A 16,621-nucleotide genomic window follows, 5' to 3' on the forward strand; every position below is an offset into this window, starting at 1 on the left:
GCCTAGTCACGTCGCCCGGCCGTTCGGCCGGGCGCAACCATTGGTGGCGACACCGGACATCGGAACAGGAAGGGAGACGCATCGTGGACATCCTGATCGTATTGGGAGGCTGGTTCCTGGCGGGCGTGTTCGCGCTCGCGGCGTGGTCCAAGCTGGCGGAACCGGACGCGACCGCGCAGGCGCTGCGCAGCTTCGGCGTGCCGGCGGCGCTGGCGCGCTCCGGCGCCTGGCTGCTGCCGCTGCTGGAGTTCGCGGTCGCGCTGCTGGTGGTGCTGCCATGGGCGCCGGCGCTGGGCATCGCGCTGGCGGCCGGCCTGCTGGCCGTGTTCGCCGCGGCCATGGGCGTGCAACTGGCGCAGGGCAACAAGCCCTCGTGCAACTGCTTCGGGCAGACGCGCTCGCAGCCGATATCGTGGGCCAGCGTCGCGCGCAACGGCCTGCTGGTCGCGCTCGCCGCCTGGCTGCTGTCCGGCGCGCTGGCGGCCGAAGGTGCGGCATCGTTGACCGGCACGCTGGTGTCCAGCGGGCGGGGGCAGGTCTTGCTCTCGACCGTGCTGGTGCTGGCGGTGGGGCTGCTGGGTTGGCTGGTGCTGCATCTGGCGCGCCAGCAGGGTCGCCTGCTGCTGAAGATCGATCACCTGGAACTGCGGCTGCAGTCGCTCGGCATCGAGCCTGCGGGCGGCGTGCCCAGCCTGGAGACGCTGGTCTCCAACCAGGTGCTGCACGTCGGTCAGGCGGCGCCGGCCTTCGCCGCGCCGACGGTGGCGGGAAACACGCGCACGCTGGCGGACTACGTGGCGCAGTCGGGGTCGCAGCTGCTGGTCTTCGTCGGACCGCAATGCGCGCCGTGCCACGAGGTCATGAAGGAAATGGCGTCCTGGCGTCGTCAGGACGGCGAAGCGGTGCACTGGCTGACCATCAGCAGCGGCACGGCCGAGTCGAATCGCACGACCTTCAACAACCTGGCGCCGGATCGCGTGGTGCTGCAGTCGGGTCAGGACATCAACCAGCTCTTCGGCGTGATCGCCACGCCGAGCGCGCTGTGGGTAGGCGCCGACGGCCGTATCCTGAGCACGGTGGCGGTGGGACGCGATGCGATCCGCGCGCTGTACGACGCCCCGGTGCTGACGCACGGCGAAGGTCACGTGTTGCCGTTGGCTTCTGCGTGATCGGCGAGCCCCGGCGGGAGCCGGGGCTGTTCTGACGGATCGCCGGGATCCGTAAATTCAAAGATCAGTGGATCCGAGGGTCACTGGATCACGCCGCAGGCGATGCGGGCTCCGCCACCGCCCAGCGGCGCCGGGTGGTCGGCATGGTTGTCGCCGCCCGCGTGGACCATCAGCGCGTGTCCCTTCACGTCCGCGAGCTTCAGGCGCGGTGCGAGCACGGGTTGCGTGGCTTCACCTTCCCCGTTGACGAACATCGGCGGCAGGTCGCCCAGGTGGCCGTCGCCCCAGGGCTCGCCGTGCTTGCCCGACTTCTTCGGATCGAAATGGCCGCCGGCCGCTTCGGCGGGGGAGGGCTTGCCGTCCTTGTCCGCAGCGGCGCAGGACGGATTCGCATGGACATGGAAGCCGTGCAGACCCGGCGGCAGGCCGGTGAGCTTGGGCGTGAACACGAGGCCGTACTTCGTATCCTCCATCGTGACGGTGCCGACCGGGCCGGCCTCGCCTTGCGGGGTGGCGACCTTCAAGGTCACGGTGGCTTCGGCGGCGAGCGCGGCGGTCACGGGCAGGCAGGCCATCAGGGCGGCGGCCAGCAAGGGGCGAAGGGTCATGCGAGTCTCCTGATTTTGGGGGTGTGGACGGACGGCAATCCGTATGCCCCCATCGGGACGACCTCGTCAGCGCGACACGATCAGGCGCAGCCCCAGCGCGACGAACACGGCGCCGGCGATGCGGTCCAGCCACAGCCCCGCACGCGGCTTGCGCTGCAGCCATTGGCCGATCGCGCCGGCGAAGTAGCCCAGCAGTCCGAACAGCACGGCCGCCTGCAGCGTGAAGGTCAGACCGAGCAAGGCGGTCTGCGCGGCCACGTGTCCCTGCGCCGGCACGACGAACTGCGGCAGGAAGGACAGGAAGAACAGCACGACCTTCGGATTGATCGCGTTGGCGAAGACGCCCTTGAAGAAAAGGCGGGAGAGCGAGTCCTCGACCTGCGAGGCGTCGCCCACCGTGGCGCCGCCGCGGCTGCGCAGCGCCTTGAAACCAAGCCAGATCAGGTACAGCCCGCCGCAGACCTTGAGCGCCGTGAAGGCGACCGGCGAGGCCGCGATCAGCGCGCTGACGCCGATGGCGGCCAGCACCGTGTGGCTCAGGCAGCCCAGCGCGCATCCGAGCCCGAACGCCATGCCGTGCCGACGCCCCTTGGACACGCCCATGCCCAGCACCATCAGGTTGTCGGGACCCGGCGACGCGGTGATCAGCGTGGCGGCGAGCAGGAAGCCGAAGAATTGTTCGAAGGTCAGCATGGGGCGGGATGATAGTCCGCCTGGGCGCCTTCGCCGATGCGAGCCTGCGAGCCCGGAAAAGCAAACGGGCCTCGATCACTCGAGGCCCGTTGCGCTGGAAGTCTGGCGGAGAGAGAGGGATTCGAACCCTCGGTAGGCTATTAACCTACACACGCTTTCCAGGCGTGCGACTTAAACCGCTCATCCATCTCTCCGAAGCCCGCCATCATAGCGCAGTTTTTCTGCCCCAAATGAAAGTTGCGGGGAGTCGTTGCCACAGAGGCGGAAGAAGGCGCCGACAGGGGGCTGCCCGGTCCTCAGCGGCCCGGCTGGATCACCTTGTCGCTCTTGATCAGCGCCATCGCCGTGCCGATCAGGCCGGAGACCTCGCTCATGTTGGCCGGCACGATCATGGTGTTGTTCTTCTGGGCGAGCTGCGAGAAGGCCTCGACCGCCTTCTCCGCGACCTTCAGCTGCACCGCGTCGCTGCCGCCGGGCTGCTGGATCGCCGCGGCGACCTTGCGGATCGCCTCGGCGCTCGCCTCCGCCACCGACAGGATGGCCGCGGCCTCGCCCTGCGCCTTGTTGATCTCGGCCTGCTTCTCACCTTCGGAACGGGCGATGGCCGCCTCGCGTTCGCCCGTCGCGATGTTGATCTGCTCCTGGCGGCGGCCTTCCGAGGCCGCGATCAGCGCGCGCTTCTCGCGCTCCGCCGTGATCTGCGCCTGCATCGAGCGCAGGATCTCCGCCGGCGGCGTCAGGTCCTTGATCTCGTAACGCAGCACCTTCACGCCCCAGTTCAGCGCGGCCTCGTCCAGCGCCTGCACGACCGAGCTGTTGATCACGTCCCGTTCCTCGAAGGTCCGGTCCAGCTCCATGCGGCCGATCACCGAGCGCAGCGTCGTCTGCGCCAGCTGCGTGATGGCGATGATGTAGTTGCTCGAGCCGTAGCTGGCGCGCATCGCGTCCGTCACCTGGAAGTACAGGATGCCGTCCACCGTCAGCTGGGTGTTGTCGCGCGTGATGCAGACCTGGCTGGGCACGTCCAGCGGGATCTCCTTGAGCGAATGCTTGTAGGCCAGCCGGTCCACGAAGGGCACCAGGATGTTCAGGCCGGGCGTCAGCGTGCCGTGGTACTTGCCGAGCCGTTCCACGACCCAGGCGTTCTGCTGGGGCACCACCTTCACCGACTGGATGACGAAGACGATGGCGACGATCAAGATGACCAGGGCGATGATTTCCATGAGCGGGGCTCTCTTCCGGGGAATGAAACCGAAACGGTCGGGGTTGGGGCAGGGCGGGCGGATCAGGCGGGCTCGACGAGCAGGCAGCTGCCCTCGACGCCGCGGATGACGTGCCGCCCGATGGCCGGCGCGCCGTTGCCGACGAAGCGCGCCTGCCAGGCGGCGCCGCGATAGCGGACTTCGGCCGTGCCGTCGGCGCGCCAGTGCGCGACGTCCAGGCTCTGGCCGATGTCGAGGTTCACGTTGGGGTTCTCCGCAGCCGGCAGTCTCGGATGGCGGCGCAGGCGCAGATGCCACCAGGTCACCGCGCCGCCGCCGATCGCCGCGGCGATCACCAGCTGCGTCCAGAACGGTCCGCCCAGGTGGGCCGTCAGCGCGGCGGCCGCCGCCCCCAGCGCCAGCATCAAGAGATAGAAGGTCGTGCCGGTCGCGAGCTCCGCCGCCACCAGCACGCCGCAGATCACCCACCACCAGGTGGCGAGACTCCAGTCCATCGATTCCTCCTAGCTGACTGCCGGGCGATCCGTGATTCGCCCGGTCCTTCGAGTCGGGTCAGTGTACGCCCGGGGTCGGTGCTTGCCCGGTCGCTCCGAAGGGGGTGGGCCCCCCGCTTTTCCGAGTCATCGAGACCCCATCCACGGGTCATTGACGGGAGACCGGCGGCATGGCCGTTCTGTTTCTGCGACAACGCCCGATCAACACTTGCGTGACACGGCTCTAGCCCTACACTTCGCGCCTTTCTTGTTTGACCTGCCCCGATCCGGAGGCCTTCATGACGCCGCGTTTCCGCTTTCCCATCGTCATCATCGACGAGGACTATCGCTCCGAGAACACCTCGGGTTTGGGCATCCGCGCGCTTGCGGAGGCCATACAGAAAGAGGGCTTCGAGGTCCTGGGCGTCACGAGCTACGGTGACCTGAGCCAGTTCGCCCAGCAGCAGAGCCGCGCCAGCGCCTTCATCCTGTCGATCGACGACGAGGAGTTCTCCGGCAACGGCGACGGCGCGGAGCTGGACCCGGCGGTCCTGAACCTGCGCAAGTTCATCCAGGAGATCCGCTTCAAGAATGCGGACATCCCCATCTACGTCTACGGCGAGACGCGCACCTCGCAGCATCTGCCCAACGACGTGCTGCGCGAGCTGCACGGCTTCATCCACATGTTCGAGGACACGCCCGAGTTCGTGGCGCGTCACATCATCCGCGAGTCGAGAAGCTACCTCGACGGTCTGGCGCCGCCGTTCTTCAAGGCGCTGATGGCCTATGCGCAGGACGGGTCCTACTCGTGGCACTGCCCGGGACACTCCGGCGGCGTGGCCTTCCTGAAGAGCCCGGTCGGCCAGATGTTCCACCAGTTCTTCGGCGAGAACATGCTGCGCGCCGACGTCTGCAACGCGGTCGAGGAACTCGGCCAGCTGCTGGACCACACCGGCCCGGTCGCCGAGAGCGAGAAGAACGCCGCCCGCATCTTCAACGCGGACCACTGCTTCTTCGTCACCAACGGCACCTCGACGTCCAACAAGATGGTCTGGCACCACACGGTGGCGCCGGGCGACATCGTGGTCGTGGACCGCAACTGCCACAAGTCCATCCTGCACAGCATCATCATGACCGGCGCGGTGCCGGTCTTCATGACGCCCACGCGCAACCACTACGGCATCATCGGCCCGATCCCGGAGAGCGAGTTCTCGCCCGAGACCATCCGCAAGAAGATCGCCAAGAACCCGCTGCTCAAGGGCGTGGACGCCAAGAAGGCCAAGCCGCGGATCATGACGCTGACGCAGAGCACCTACGACGGCGTGCTCTACAACACCGAGACCATCAAGTCCAAGCTGGACGGCTGGATCGACACGCTGCACTTCGACGAGGCGTGGCTGCCGCACGCGGCCTTCCACAACTTCTACGGCTCGTACCACGCGATGGGCAAGCACCGTCCGCGTCCGAAGACCGCGATGGTCTACGCCACGCAGTCGACGCACAAGCTGCTGGCCGGCATCTCGCAGGCCTCGCAGGTGCTGGTGCAGGACTCGCAGAACGTCAAGCTGGACAAGCACCTGTTCAACGAGGCGTACCTGATGCACACCTCGACCAGCCCGCAGTACTCGATCATCGCCAGCTGCGACGTCGCGGCCGCGATGATGGAGCCCCCGGGCGGCACCGCGCTGGTGGAGGAATCCATCAGCGAGGCGCTGGACTTCCGTCGCGCGATGCGCAAGGTCGAGAAGGACTACGGCAAGGACTGGTGGTTCAAGGTCTGGGGTCCGGACAAGCTGGCCACCGACGGCATCGGCAAGGCTGCCGACTGGATGCTCAAGGCCAACGAGAAGTGGCACGGCTTCGGCCCGATCGAGGCCGGCTTCAACATGCTGGATCCGATCAAGTCCACGGTCATCACGCCCGGACTGGATATGAGCGGCAAGTTCGCCAAGACCGGCATCCCGGCCAGCATCGTCACCAAGTTCCTGGCCGAGCACGGCGTGGTGGTCGAGAAGACGGGCCTGTACTCGTTCTTCATCATGTTCACCATCGGCATCACCAAGGGCCGCTGGAACACGCTGCTGACCGCGCTGCAGCAGTTCAAGGATGACTACGACCGCAACGCGCCGATCTGGCGCATCCTGCCGGACTTTGTGGCGGCCTTCCCGCGCTATGAGCGCATGGGCCTGCGCGACCTGAGCCAGAGCGTGCACGAGGCCTATGCCTCGGGCGACATCGCGCGCCTGACGACCGAGGTCTACCTGTCCGAGCTGGAGCCGGCGATGAAGCCGTCGGACGCGTATGCGCACATCGCGCATCGCAAGACGGAGCGCGTCGAGATCGACAAGCTGGAAGGCCGCGTCACCACCGCGCTGCTGACGCCGTATCCCCCGGGCATTCCGCTGCTGATCCCGGGCGAGCGCTTCAACAAGCGCATCGTCGACTACCTGAAGTTCACCAGAGACTTCAACGCCAAGTTCCCGGGCTTCGCCACCGACGTCCATGGCCTCGTGGCGGAGAAGGGCGACGACGGCATCACGCGCTACTACGTGGACTGCGTGATCGACACCAAGAAGTAAGCACCAAGAAAATCAGGCCCCTCGGGGCCTGATTGCATTGGGCTGGGAGATTTACTCCGTCCCGGCCATCGCCCCGTGGCTGAAGCCGCCGTCGACGTAGACGATTTCGGAGCTGATGCCGCCCGCCAGGTCCGACAGCAGGAAGGCGGCCGTGTTGCCGACGTCCTCGATCGTGACGTTGCGCTTGATGGCGGCGCTGTCGGCGAACTGCTTGAGCAGCTTGCCGAAGTCCTTGATGCCGGAGGCGGCCAGCGTCTTGATCGGGCCGGCGGAGATGCCGTTCACCCGGATGCCCTTGCCGCCCAGGCCGTAGGCGAGGTAGCGCACGCTGGCTTCCAGGGATGCCTTGGCCAGGCCCATGGTGTTGTAGTTGGGAACGAAGCGGTCCGCCCCCAGATAGGACAGGGTCAGCAGGGCCGAACCGGCGCGCAGACGCGGTTGTGCGGCCTTGGCCATGGCCGGGAAGCTGTAGGCGGAGATGTCGTGCGCGATGCGGAAGTTCTCGCGCGTCATGCCGTCCAGGAATTCTCCGGCGATCGCCTCGCGCGGCGCGAAACCGATCGAATGCACGAAACCGTCGAATTCCGGCCAGTGCTGGCCGAGGTCCTCGAACAGGCGGTCGATCTGGGCGTCGTCGCTCACGTCGCAGTCGAACACCAGTTTCGAGTCGAATTCGGCGGCGAATTCGGTGATGCGATCCTTGAAGCGCTCGCCCTGGTAGCTGAAGGCCAGTTCAGCGCCTTCGCGGTGGCAGGCCTTGGCGATGCCGTAGGCGATCGAGCGGTTGGACAGCACGCCCGTGATCAGCAGTCGCTTGCCAGCGAGAAATCCCATGTCTGCTCCTGGTATTCATAGATTCGAGGGAGGCCGGGATTCTCGCACGTCACGCTGTGACGGATGACGCAGCCTTGTCGGCACGCTGTTTGCATAGTACACTTCTAGCTTCGCTGAAAAAGTGAACGGTGGGCGGATTCATCCAGCCCATTTTTTTTGGCTGTTCCTAAACTGTTCCCAAGCGCCTGTTACAAGGCCAATACTTTCGTCGATGAATTTGAGCTGGCAAGCCGTTGTTGAAAAAACCGTGACCGGACTCGGTTACGAGGTGGTGGGCTGCGAACGCAGCGCCGGGGGCTTGCTGCGCGTGTACATCGACAAACCGCTGGTGAACGGCCAGGAACCGGAGACGCCGGTCAACGTCGAGGACTGCGAGCGCGTGACGCGCCAGCTGCGCTACGTGATGGAAGTCGAGGAAGTCGACTACACGCGCCTGGAAGTGTCCACCCCCGGCCTCGACCGCCCGCTGAACAACGCCGGCGACTACGCCCGTTTCAACGGTCACGAAGTGGAAATCACATTGCGCGAGGCTTTCCAGGGTCGCAAGAAGTACCGGGGTGTCCTGGTCGCGGCCGAAGGCGTGGCGCAGGACGACTGGAACGTGCTGGCGCAGAACACCGCCTGGCGCGTGATCTTCATGGATGGCAAGACCGAGCAGGTGCTGGACTTCGCGCTCGACGAAGTGCGCTCGGCCAAGCTGGTGCCGGAGATCGTTTTCAAGGGTCGCGCGTCGAAGTCGACGGGCGACGCTGCCGCGGATGCGGCGAAAAAGAACACGGGCTTGGCGCCCGGATCGGAATCGGCTGACGGAGCGGCTGCGAAGCCCAAGGCGTCGAAGAAGAAGAGCAATGCCAAGTCCCGGCAGACGGATGACAAGGTTGACGGAGGTCTCGATCAATGAACCGCGAACTGTTGATGCTGGTGGACGCCATCTCGCGCGAGAAGAGCGTGGAGCGCGATGTGGTGTTCGGCGCCGTTGAGGCGGCCCTGGCTTCGGCCACCAAGAAGTTGTATGGCGGCGAGGTCGATATCCGCGTGGCCATCGACCGCGACACCGGCGAGTATGAGACCTTCCGCCGTTGGCACGTCGTGCCCAACGAGGCCGGCCTGCAGAACGCCGACTCCGAGATCCTGCTGTTCGAAGCGCAGGAGCAGATCGCCGACATCGAGGTGGACGACCACATCGAGGAAGGCGTCGAATCCGTGCCCATCGGCCGGATCGGTGCGCAAGCCGCCAAGCAGGTCATCCTGCAGAAGATCCGCGACGCCGAACGCGAGCAGCTGCTGAACGACTTCATGTCGCGCGGCGAGAAGATCTTCGTCGGCACGGTCAAGCGCCTGGACAAGGGCGACATCATTGCCGAGTCGGGCCGCGTCGAAGGCCGCCTCAAGCGCAACGAGATGATCCCCAAGGAAAACCTGCGCACCGGCGACCGCGTCCGCGCGGTCATCCTGGGCATCGACCCGACGCAGCGCGGTCCGCAGATCATGCTGTCGCGCTCCTCGGGCGAGTTCATGAAGGAACTCTTCGCGCAGGAAGTGCCGGAGATCGAGCAGGGCCTGCTGGAGATCAAGAGCGCCGCCCGCGATGCCGGCAGCCGCGCCAAGATCGCCGTGGTCTCGTACGACAAGCGCGTCGACCCGATCGGCACCTGCGTCGGCGTGCGCGGTTCCCGCGTCAACGGCGTGACCAACGAGCTGGCCGGCGAACGCGTGGACATCGTGCTGTGGTCGGAAGATCCGGCGCAGTTCGTGATCGGCGCGCTGGCCCCGGCCAACGTGCAGTCGATCGTGGTCGATGAGGAACGCCACGCGATGGACGTCGTCGTCGACGAGGAGAACCTCGCGATCGCCATCGGCCGCGGCGGCCAGAACGTGCGTCTGGCGTCCGAGCTGACCGGCTGGAAGATCAACATCATGACCGCCGAGGAATCCGCCGCCAAGCAGGCCGAGGAATCCGACGGCGTGCGCAAGCTGTTCGTCGAGAAGCTGGACGTGGACGAGGAAGTCGCCGACATCCTGATCGCCGAAGGTTTCGCCTCGCTGGAAGAAGTCGCCTACGTTCCGATGCAGGAGATGCTCGAGATCGAGTCCTTCGACGAGGAGACCGTCAACGAGCTGCGCACCCGCGCCAAGGACGCCCTGCTGACGATGGAAATCGCCCGCGAGGAAAAGGTCGAGGAGGTCTCCCAGGACCTGCGCGACCTGGACGGCGTCACCCCCGAGCTGATCGCCAAGCTGGCGGCCGGCGACATCCATACCCGTGACGACCTGGCAGACCTGGCCGTTGACGAATTGGTCGAGATTTCGTCCCTGGACGAGGCAGCGGCACGCGCTTTGATCATGAAGGCGCGCGAGCACTGGTTCAACGCATAACGCCCGAGCAGACACCGCTCTGAAGCGATTTCAAGCGAAACCAGACCGCTCCGCCCCACACAAGATTTAAGGATTTCAACAATGGCCGTGACCACCGTCGCCCAGCTGGCCGCAGAGCTCAACAGGCCTGCGACCACGTTGCTGGAGCAGCTCCAAGCTGCGGGCGTCAAGAAGGCGTCCGCCGAGGACACCTTGAACGAAAGCGACAAGGAACGTCTGCTGGATCACCTGCGCACCGCGCACGGGACCGCCGGCGGCGCCGAGCGCAAGAAGATCACGCTGACCCGCAAGTCGACCAGCGAGATCAAGCAGGCCGATGCCTCGGGCAAGGCCCGCACCATCCAGGTCGAGGTGCGCAAGAAGCGCGTCTTCGTCAAGCGCGAGGACGGTGTCGACGACGCCACCGCCGCCGCCGCCGAGGAAGCCGAGCTCAAGCGCCGCGAGGAAGAAGCCCAGGCGCAAGCCGAGGCCCTGCGTCAGCAGGAAGAGGAACTCGCCCGCAAGATGCGTGAGCGCGAGGACGCCGAGCGCGCCGCGCGTGAAGCCGAAGAGAAGCGTCGCGAGGAAGAGCGCGCCGCGCGTGAAGCGGCTGAAGCCGCCGCCGCCGAAGCCGCGGCCAAGGCCGCCGCCGAAGCCGAAGCGCGCAAGATCGCCGACGCCGCCAAGTCCAAGGCCGAGAAGGCCGCGGACAAGGCTGCCGAAAAGGCCGCTGAGAAGGCTGCCGCCGCTGCTGCACCCGCTCCGGCACCGGCTCCCGCAGCCGCCGCGCCCGCGCCGGCGCCGGCCCCGGTCGAACCCGCCAAGCCCGTGCTGCGCGTGGTGAAGGCCGCGGACGTCGCCGCCGATGAGAAGGCCCGCCAGGTCGAGCTGGAGCGTCGCCGCAAGGCCGCCGAAGCCGAAGCCGCCGCCATCCGCGCGATGATGAACGCGCCCAAGAAGGTGCTGGTCGCGAAGAAGGAAGAACCCAAGCCCGAGGCCACCCCGGCCGCCGGCATCAAGGGCACCATCCACAAGAAGCCGGGCGGTGCTCCGGGCGCCGCCGGCACGACGGCAACCGCCGGTGCGAAGCCGGGCGACAAGAAGTCGGTCAAGTCCGAGAAGCTGTCGTCCAGCTGGGCCGATGACGCCAAGAAGCGTGGCGCCGCCGGCAAGCCGGGTGGCGGTCGCACCGACGGTCCGGCACGTCCGGGCAGCGGCACGGGCTGGCGCGCGCCGGGCCGTGGCGGTGCCGGCGGCCGCCGTGGCGGTCGCGATGATCGCGGCGCCTCGCCCTCGAATTTCCAGGCTCCGAACGAGCCGGTGGCCCAGGAAGTGCACGTTCCCGAAACCATCTCGGTCGCCGATCTGGCGCACAAGATGTCGGTGAAGGCCTCCGAGGTCATCAAGCAGCTGATGAAGCTGGGTCAGATGGTCACCATCAACCAGCAGCTGGACCAGGAGACGGCCATGATCCTGGTCGAGGAAATGGGCCACAAGGCGTTCGCCGCCAAGCTGGACGATCCGGACGCGTTCCTGGAAGAAGAGGGCGCCGCCGCCGAAGGCCAGCACGAGCTGCTGCCCCGCGCGCCGGTCGTCACCGTCATGGGTCACGTCGACCACGGCAAGACCTCGCTGCTGGACAGCATCCGCCGCGCCCGCGTGGCGGCGGGCGAAGCCGGCGGCATCACGCAGCACATCGGCGCCTATCACGTCGATACGCCGCGCGGCATGATCACCTTCCTCGACACCCCGGGTCACGAGGCCTTCACGGCCATGCGTGCCCGCGGCGCCCAGGCGACGGACATCGTCATCCTGGTCGTGGCCGCCGATGACGGTGTGATGCCGCAGACCAAGGAAGCGATCCACCACGCCAAGGCCGCCGGTGTGCCGATCGTGGTCGCGATGAACAAGATCGACAAGCCCGATGCCAACGCCGAGCGCGTCAAGAGCGAGCTGGTCGCCGAGGAAGTCGTGCCGGAAGAATTCGGCGGCGAATCGCCGTTCGTCCCGGTGTCGGCCAAGACCGGCCAGGGCATCGACGATCTGCTGGAGCAGGTCCTGCTGCAGGCCGAAGTGCTGGAACTCAAGGCCGCGAAGGATTCGATGGCCAAGGGTCTGGTCATCGAAGCCAAGCTGGACAAGGGCCGCGGCCCGGTCGCGACGGTGCTGGTGCAGTCCGGCACGCTGAAGCGCGGCGACGTGGTGCTGGCCGGCTCGACCTACGGTCGTGTCCGCGCCATGCTGGACGAGGATGGCAAGAACGCCACCGAAGCCGGCCCGTCGATCCCGGTCGAGATCCAGGGTCTGACGGAAGTGCCGCGCGCCGGTGACGAGTTCATGGTGCTGAGCGACGAACGCCGCGCCCGTGAAATCGCGACCTTCCGCGCCGGCAAGTACCGCGACGTCAAGCTGGCCCGCCAGCAGGCCTCGAAGCTGGAGAACATGTTCGCGGAAATGACCGCCGGCGACGTGCAGACGCTGCCGCTGATCATCAAGGCCGACGTGCAAGGCTCGCAGGAAGCCCTGGCTTCCTCGCTGCTCAAGCTGTCGACCGACGAGGTCAAGGTCCAGATCGTGCACGCCGCGGTGGGCGCGATCAGCGAGTCCGACATCAACCTCGCGATCGCCTCCAAGGCCGTCGTGATCGGCTTCAACGTGCGTGCCGATGCCGGCGCGCGCAAGGTGGCCGAGCACAACGACGTCGACCTGCGCTACTACAACATCATCTACGACGCCGTGGATGAGGTGAAGGCGGCGATGGCCGGCATGCTGGCTCCGGAGCAGCGCGAGGAGATCATCGGTACCGCCGAGATCCGCACCGTGTTCGTGGCGACCAAGATCGGCACCATCGCCGGTTCGATGATCACCAGCGGTCACGTGACGCGCAACGCGCGCTTCCGCCTGCTGCGCGACAACGTCGTGGTCTACACCGGCGAGATCGAGTCGCTCAAGCGCCTGAAGGACGACGTCAAGGAAGTCCGCGAAGGCTTCGAGTGCGGTATCAAGCTGAAGAACTACAGCGATATCAAGGAAGGCGACCAGCTGGAAGTCTTCGAAATCAAGGAAGTGGCGCGCACGCTGTAAACCAGCCTGCCGCAGCTTCATGCCCGGCGGTTCGCACCGCCGGGCTTTGTTGTTTGAGAGAGTGAGGAAAGAGCCATGCGTCACAAGCGATCTATCCCCAACCGCGGTCTGCGCGTGGCGGACCAGATCCAGCGCGACCTGGCCGAGCTGATCCGGGACCTCAAGGACCCGCGCGTCGGCATGGTGACGATCAACGCGGTGGAGGTCACGCCCGACTACGCTCACGCGAAGGTCTACTTCTCGCTGCTGGTCGGCGATCCGGAGGCGACCGGCGCGGCGCTGAACGAGGCGGCGGGTTTCCTGCGCAACGGCCTGTTCAAGCGGCTGCAGATCCACACCGTGCCGAGTCTGCATTTCCATTTCGACCGCACGATCGAGCGCGCCGCCGAGATGAGCGCGCTGATCAACAAAGCGAACCTGTCCCGAGCCAAGGACGACGAGACCACCGAGGACTGAGGTCCTCCGAGCCAGAAAGACGGCGTCCCGAGAGGGCCGCCGCGTAGTGATGAGCGCAGTAGCCCCCCGCCCCAAGATCGTGAAGCGCGCCGTGCACGGCGTGTTGATGCTGGACAAGCCCATCGGCCTGACCAGCAACGACGCATTGCAGAAGGTCAAGCGCCTGCTGCGCGCCGAGAAGGCCGGCCATACCGGCACGCTGGATCCGCTGGCGACCGGGCTGCTGCCGCTGACCTTCGGCGCGGCGACCAAGTTCAGCCAGGTCTCGCTGGAGGCCGACAAGGGCTACCGCGCCACGCTGCGCCTGGGCATCACGACCACGACCGGCGACGGCGAGGGCGAGATCGTCGAGCAGCGCGACGAGGTCGCGAAGTCGCTGGACCTGGACGCGATCCGCGCCGCCTGCGACGGCTTCCGCGGCGCGATCTCGCAGCTGCCGCCGATGTACTCGGCGCTGAAGCATCAGGGCCGCGCGCTGTACGAGCTCGCCCGTGAAGGCGTGACCGTGGAGCGCCAGCCGCGCAATGTGACGATTCATGCGCTCGACATCGTCGAGTGGCACCCTTCGGAGCTATTGCTGGTGATCGACGTGCGCTGCACCAAGGGCACCTACATCCGCACGCTGGGCGAAGACATCGGTGCGAAGCTGGGCTGCGGCGCGCACCTGGCCGGCCTGCGCCGGACGGCGAGCGGCCCGGTCTCGATCGAGCGGGCGGTGACGCTGGAGCAGATCGAGGCGCTGGACGAAGACGCCCGCCTGTCGCTGCTGACCGCGCCGGACAGCCTGCTGGGCGAATGGCCCGAGGTCGAGCTGAGCAACGACGAGGCCGGCCGTTTCCTGTCCGGCATGCGCCGGCGCGTGACGCTGACGGACATGCCGCAGGTGCGGGTGTACGGCCAGGCGCCGCGTGCCTTCCTGGGCAGCGCCCACGTGGCCGGGGGCGAGCTGATCGCCGACCGGCTGCTGAGTCCGACCGAAATCGCTTCCATGCTGATGCAGGCCGCCTGAGCCAGCATCGCCTAAAAAGATCCGAGACATCCCCGAGTTCCCGACTTCCTCCGAATCCAGAGAAAGCCCCTAGCGAAAGCCGCCCCATGAGCAAGCAAATCCGCAACATCGCCATCATCGCCCACGTCGACCATGGCAAGACCACCATGGTGGACCAGCTCCTTCGCCAGAGCGGCACCTTCGCCGAGCACGAGAAGGTCGTCGACACCGTGATGGACAACAACGCCATCGAACGTGAGCGCGGCATCACCATCCTGGCCAAGAACTGCGCGGTCAGCTGGGAAGGCACGCACATCAACATCGTCGACACCCCGGGACACGCGGACTTCGGCGGTGAAGTGGAGCGCGCGCTGTCGATGGTCGACGGCGTGGTGCTGCTGATCGACGCGCAGGAAGGTCCGATGCCGCAGACGCGCTTCGTGACCAAGAAGGCGCTGGCGCTGGGCCTGAAGCCCATCGTCGTCGTGAACAAGGTCGACAAGCCGGGCGCCAAGCCGGACGCCGTCATCAACGCCGCCTTCGACCTGTTCGACAAGCTGGGCGCCACCGACGAGCAGCTGGACTTCCCGGTCGTGTACGCCTCGGGCATCAACGGCTGGTCGTCGCTGGAAGAAGGCGCGCCGGGCGAGAAGTGGGGCGAGGACATGTCCGCCCTGTTCAACACCGTGCTCAAGCACGTGCCGTCGCAGAAGGGCGATCCGGACGCGCCGCTGCAGCTGCAGATCTCCGCGCTGGACTTCTCGACCTTCGTCGGCCGCATCGGCGTCGGCCGCATCAGCCAGGGCACGCTGAAGCCCTCGCAGGACGTGCTGGTCATGGAAGGTCCGGACGGCAAGTCCGTCAAGGGCCGCATCAACCAGGTGCTGACCTTCCAGGGTCTGGACCGCGTGCAGGCCACCGAAGCCGGCCCCGGCGACATCGTGCTGATCAACGGCATCGAGGAGATCGGCATCGGCGTGACCGTCACCAGCCCGAGCAGCCCGGCCCCGCTGCCGATGCTCAAGGTCGACGAGCCGACGCTGACGATGAACTTCTGCGTCAACACCTCGCCGCTGGCCGGTCGTGAAGGCAAGTTCGTCACCAGCCGCCAGATCTGGGACCGCCTGCAGAAGGAACTGCAAGCCAACGTCGCGCTGCGCGTGAGCGAGACCGACGAGGACGGCATCTTCGAAGTGATGGGCCGCGGCGAACTGCACCTGACCATCCTGCTGGAAAACATGCGTCGCGAAGGCTACGAGCTGGCCGTGTCGAAGCCGCGCGTGGTGTTCCAGACCATCAACGGCGAGAAGTGCGAGCCGATCGAGCTGGTCACCGCCGACGTGGAAGAAACCCACCAGGGCGGCGTCATGCAAGCCCTGGGCGAGCGCAAGGGCGAGCTGGTGAACATGGAGCCGGACGGCCGTGGTCGCGTGCGCCTCGAGTACCGCATCCCCGCCCGCGGCCTGATCGGCTTCTCGAACGAGTTCCTGAACCTGACGCGCGGCTCGGGCCTGATCTCCAACATCTTCGACGGCTACGAACCCCACAAGGGCGATATCGCCGGGCGCAAGAACGGCGTGCTGATCTCGATGGACGCGGGTGAAATCTTCACCTACGCCCTGGGCAAGCTCGACGACCGCGGCCGCATGTTCGTGAAGCCGAACGACCCGGTCTACGAAGGCATGATCGTCGGCATCCACAACCGCGACAACGACCTGATCGTCAACGCGACCCGCACCAAGCAGCTGACCAACTTCCGCGTCAGCGGCAAGGAAGACGCCATCAAGGTGACGCCGCCGATCGACCTGACGCTCGAATATGGCGTCGAGTTCATCGAGGACGACGAGCTGGTCGAGATCACGCCGAAGTCGGTGCGCCTGCGTAAGCGCCACCTGTCGGAAAACGAGCGCAAGCGCGCGCTGCGGAGCTGATCGACAGTTGCCTGGACTGCGAAGTCCAGGCGTTGGCCGCCAGTGCATGGGGCCTTGCCGGCAAGCGGCAAAACCCCAAGCACAGCCGTCCCCAACCACTGTCTCACTGCCTCGGTTTTGCGACCGAGGACCTTGTGAAATGAAAACGCCCGGTGCATTCATTGCATCGGGCGTTTTTTTGCGCGGGTCAGGTTTTGCTTCGGCCAAAAGAAAAGCGACCCGAAGGTC

The 16,621-nt window shown here is 66.5% G+C and carries 13 protein-coding genes and 1 tRNA gene; 8 read left to right on the forward strand and 6 right to left on the reverse strand.

The window, feature by feature from the left end; translation table 11 throughout:
* Positions 1-83 precede the first annotated feature (83 nt).
* Complete coding sequence (locus ACQZ13_RS11455) at positions 84-1,169, forward strand: MauE/DoxX family redox-associated membrane protein (protein ID WP_431051999.1); 1,086 nt, start codon at positions 84-86, stop codon at positions 1,167-1,169.
* A gap of 80 nt (positions 1,170-1,249) precedes the next feature.
* Here ACQZ13_RS11455 and sodC read toward each other — a convergent pair whose 3' ends face one another.
* The 5 genes from sodC to ACQZ13_RS11480 form a co-directional block, all read right to left on the reverse strand.
* Positions 1,250-1,777 carry a superoxide dismutase family protein gene (gene sodC, locus ACQZ13_RS11460; RefSeq protein WP_088403768.1) on the reverse strand — a complete coding sequence of 176 codons (528 nt, stop codon included), beginning with the start codon at positions 1,775-1,777 and terminating at the stop codon, positions 1,250-1,252.
* A gap of 66 nt (positions 1,778-1,843) precedes the next feature.
* A complete protein-coding gene (locus tag ACQZ13_RS11465) occupies positions 1,844-2,470 on the reverse strand; it encodes a LysE family translocator (RefSeq protein ID WP_431052001.1) in 627 nt (208 codons plus the stop codon).
* A gap of 103 nt (positions 2,471-2,573) precedes the next feature.
* A tRNA-Ser gene (locus tag ACQZ13_RS11470) sits at positions 2,574-2,664 on the reverse strand.
* A gap of 102 nt (positions 2,665-2,766) precedes the next feature.
* A complete protein-coding gene (locus tag ACQZ13_RS11475; protein WP_067274606.1) occupies positions 2,767-3,693 on the reverse strand; it encodes an SPFH domain-containing protein in 927 nt (308 codons plus the stop codon).
* Between the two features lie 62 nt (positions 3,694-3,755).
* A complete protein-coding gene (locus tag ACQZ13_RS11480) occupies positions 3,756-4,187 on the reverse strand; it encodes an NfeD family protein (RefSeq protein ID WP_431052004.1) in 432 nt (143 codons plus the stop codon).
* Between the two features lie 278 nt (positions 4,188-4,465).
* Here ACQZ13_RS11480 and ACQZ13_RS11485 point away from each other — a divergent pair, with 278 nt between their 5' ends.
* On the forward strand, positions 4,466-6,745 hold the full coding sequence (locus tag ACQZ13_RS11485; RefSeq protein WP_431052006.1) for an Orn/Lys/Arg decarboxylase N-terminal domain-containing protein: 2,280 nt from the start codon (positions 4,466-4,468) through the stop codon (positions 6,743-6,745).
* A 51-nt stretch (positions 6,746-6,796) separates the two neighbouring features.
* Here ACQZ13_RS11485 and fabI read toward each other — a convergent pair whose 3' ends face one another.
* Positions 6,797-7,579 carry an enoyl-ACP reductase FabI gene (gene fabI, locus ACQZ13_RS11490; protein WP_088403772.1) on the reverse strand — a complete coding sequence of 261 codons (783 nt, stop codon included), beginning with the start codon at positions 7,577-7,579 and terminating at the stop codon, positions 6,797-6,799.
* Between the two features lie 211 nt (positions 7,580-7,790).
* Between fabI and rimP the strand changes: the two genes are divergently transcribed.
* From rimP to typA, 6 genes are all read left to right on the forward strand, one after another.
* Complete coding sequence (gene rimP, locus ACQZ13_RS11495; protein WP_431053197.1) at positions 7,791-8,480, forward strand: ribosome maturation factor RimP; 690 nt, start codon at positions 7,791-7,793, stop codon at positions 8,478-8,480.
* Positions 8,477-9,955: a transcription termination factor NusA gene (gene nusA / locus ACQZ13_RS11500; RefSeq protein WP_431052009.1), complete on the forward strand. Its 1,479-nt coding sequence runs from the start codon at positions 8,477-8,479 to the stop codon at positions 9,953-9,955. Before rimP ends, nusA begins: the two co-directional genes overlap by 4 nt.
* 81 nt (positions 9,956-10,036) lie before the next feature.
* Positions 10,037-13,018, forward strand: a complete 2,982-nt coding sequence (infB, locus tag ACQZ13_RS11505) for a translation initiation factor IF-2 (protein WP_431052011.1) — start codon at positions 10,037-10,039, stop codon at positions 13,016-13,018.
* A gap of 75 nt (positions 13,019-13,093) precedes the next feature.
* Positions 13,094-13,474, forward strand: a complete 381-nt coding sequence (gene rbfA / locus ACQZ13_RS11510) for a 30S ribosome-binding factor RbfA (RefSeq protein ID WP_331616714.1) — start codon at positions 13,094-13,096, stop codon at positions 13,472-13,474.
* Between the two features lie 49 nt (positions 13,475-13,523).
* Positions 13,524-14,483, forward strand: coding sequence for a tRNA pseudouridine(55) synthase TruB (gene truB, locus ACQZ13_RS11515; RefSeq protein ID WP_431052014.1), 960 nt, complete (start codon positions 13,524-13,526; stop codon positions 14,481-14,483).
* An 86-nt stretch (positions 14,484-14,569) separates the two neighbouring features.
* The gene (gene typA, locus ACQZ13_RS11520; protein WP_431052016.1) at positions 14,570-16,393 is read left to right on the forward strand and encodes a translational GTPase TypA; all 1,824 of its coding nucleotides are present in this window, start codon (positions 14,570-14,572) and stop codon (positions 16,391-16,393) included.
* The last annotated feature ends 228 nt before the right edge of the window (positions 16,394-16,621 follow it).

It is taken from the genome of Roseateles sp. L2-2, assembly GCF_050613215.1.
Classification (GTDB): Bacteria; Pseudomonadota; Gammaproteobacteria; order Burkholderiales; family Burkholderiaceae_C; genus Roseateles; species Roseateles noduli.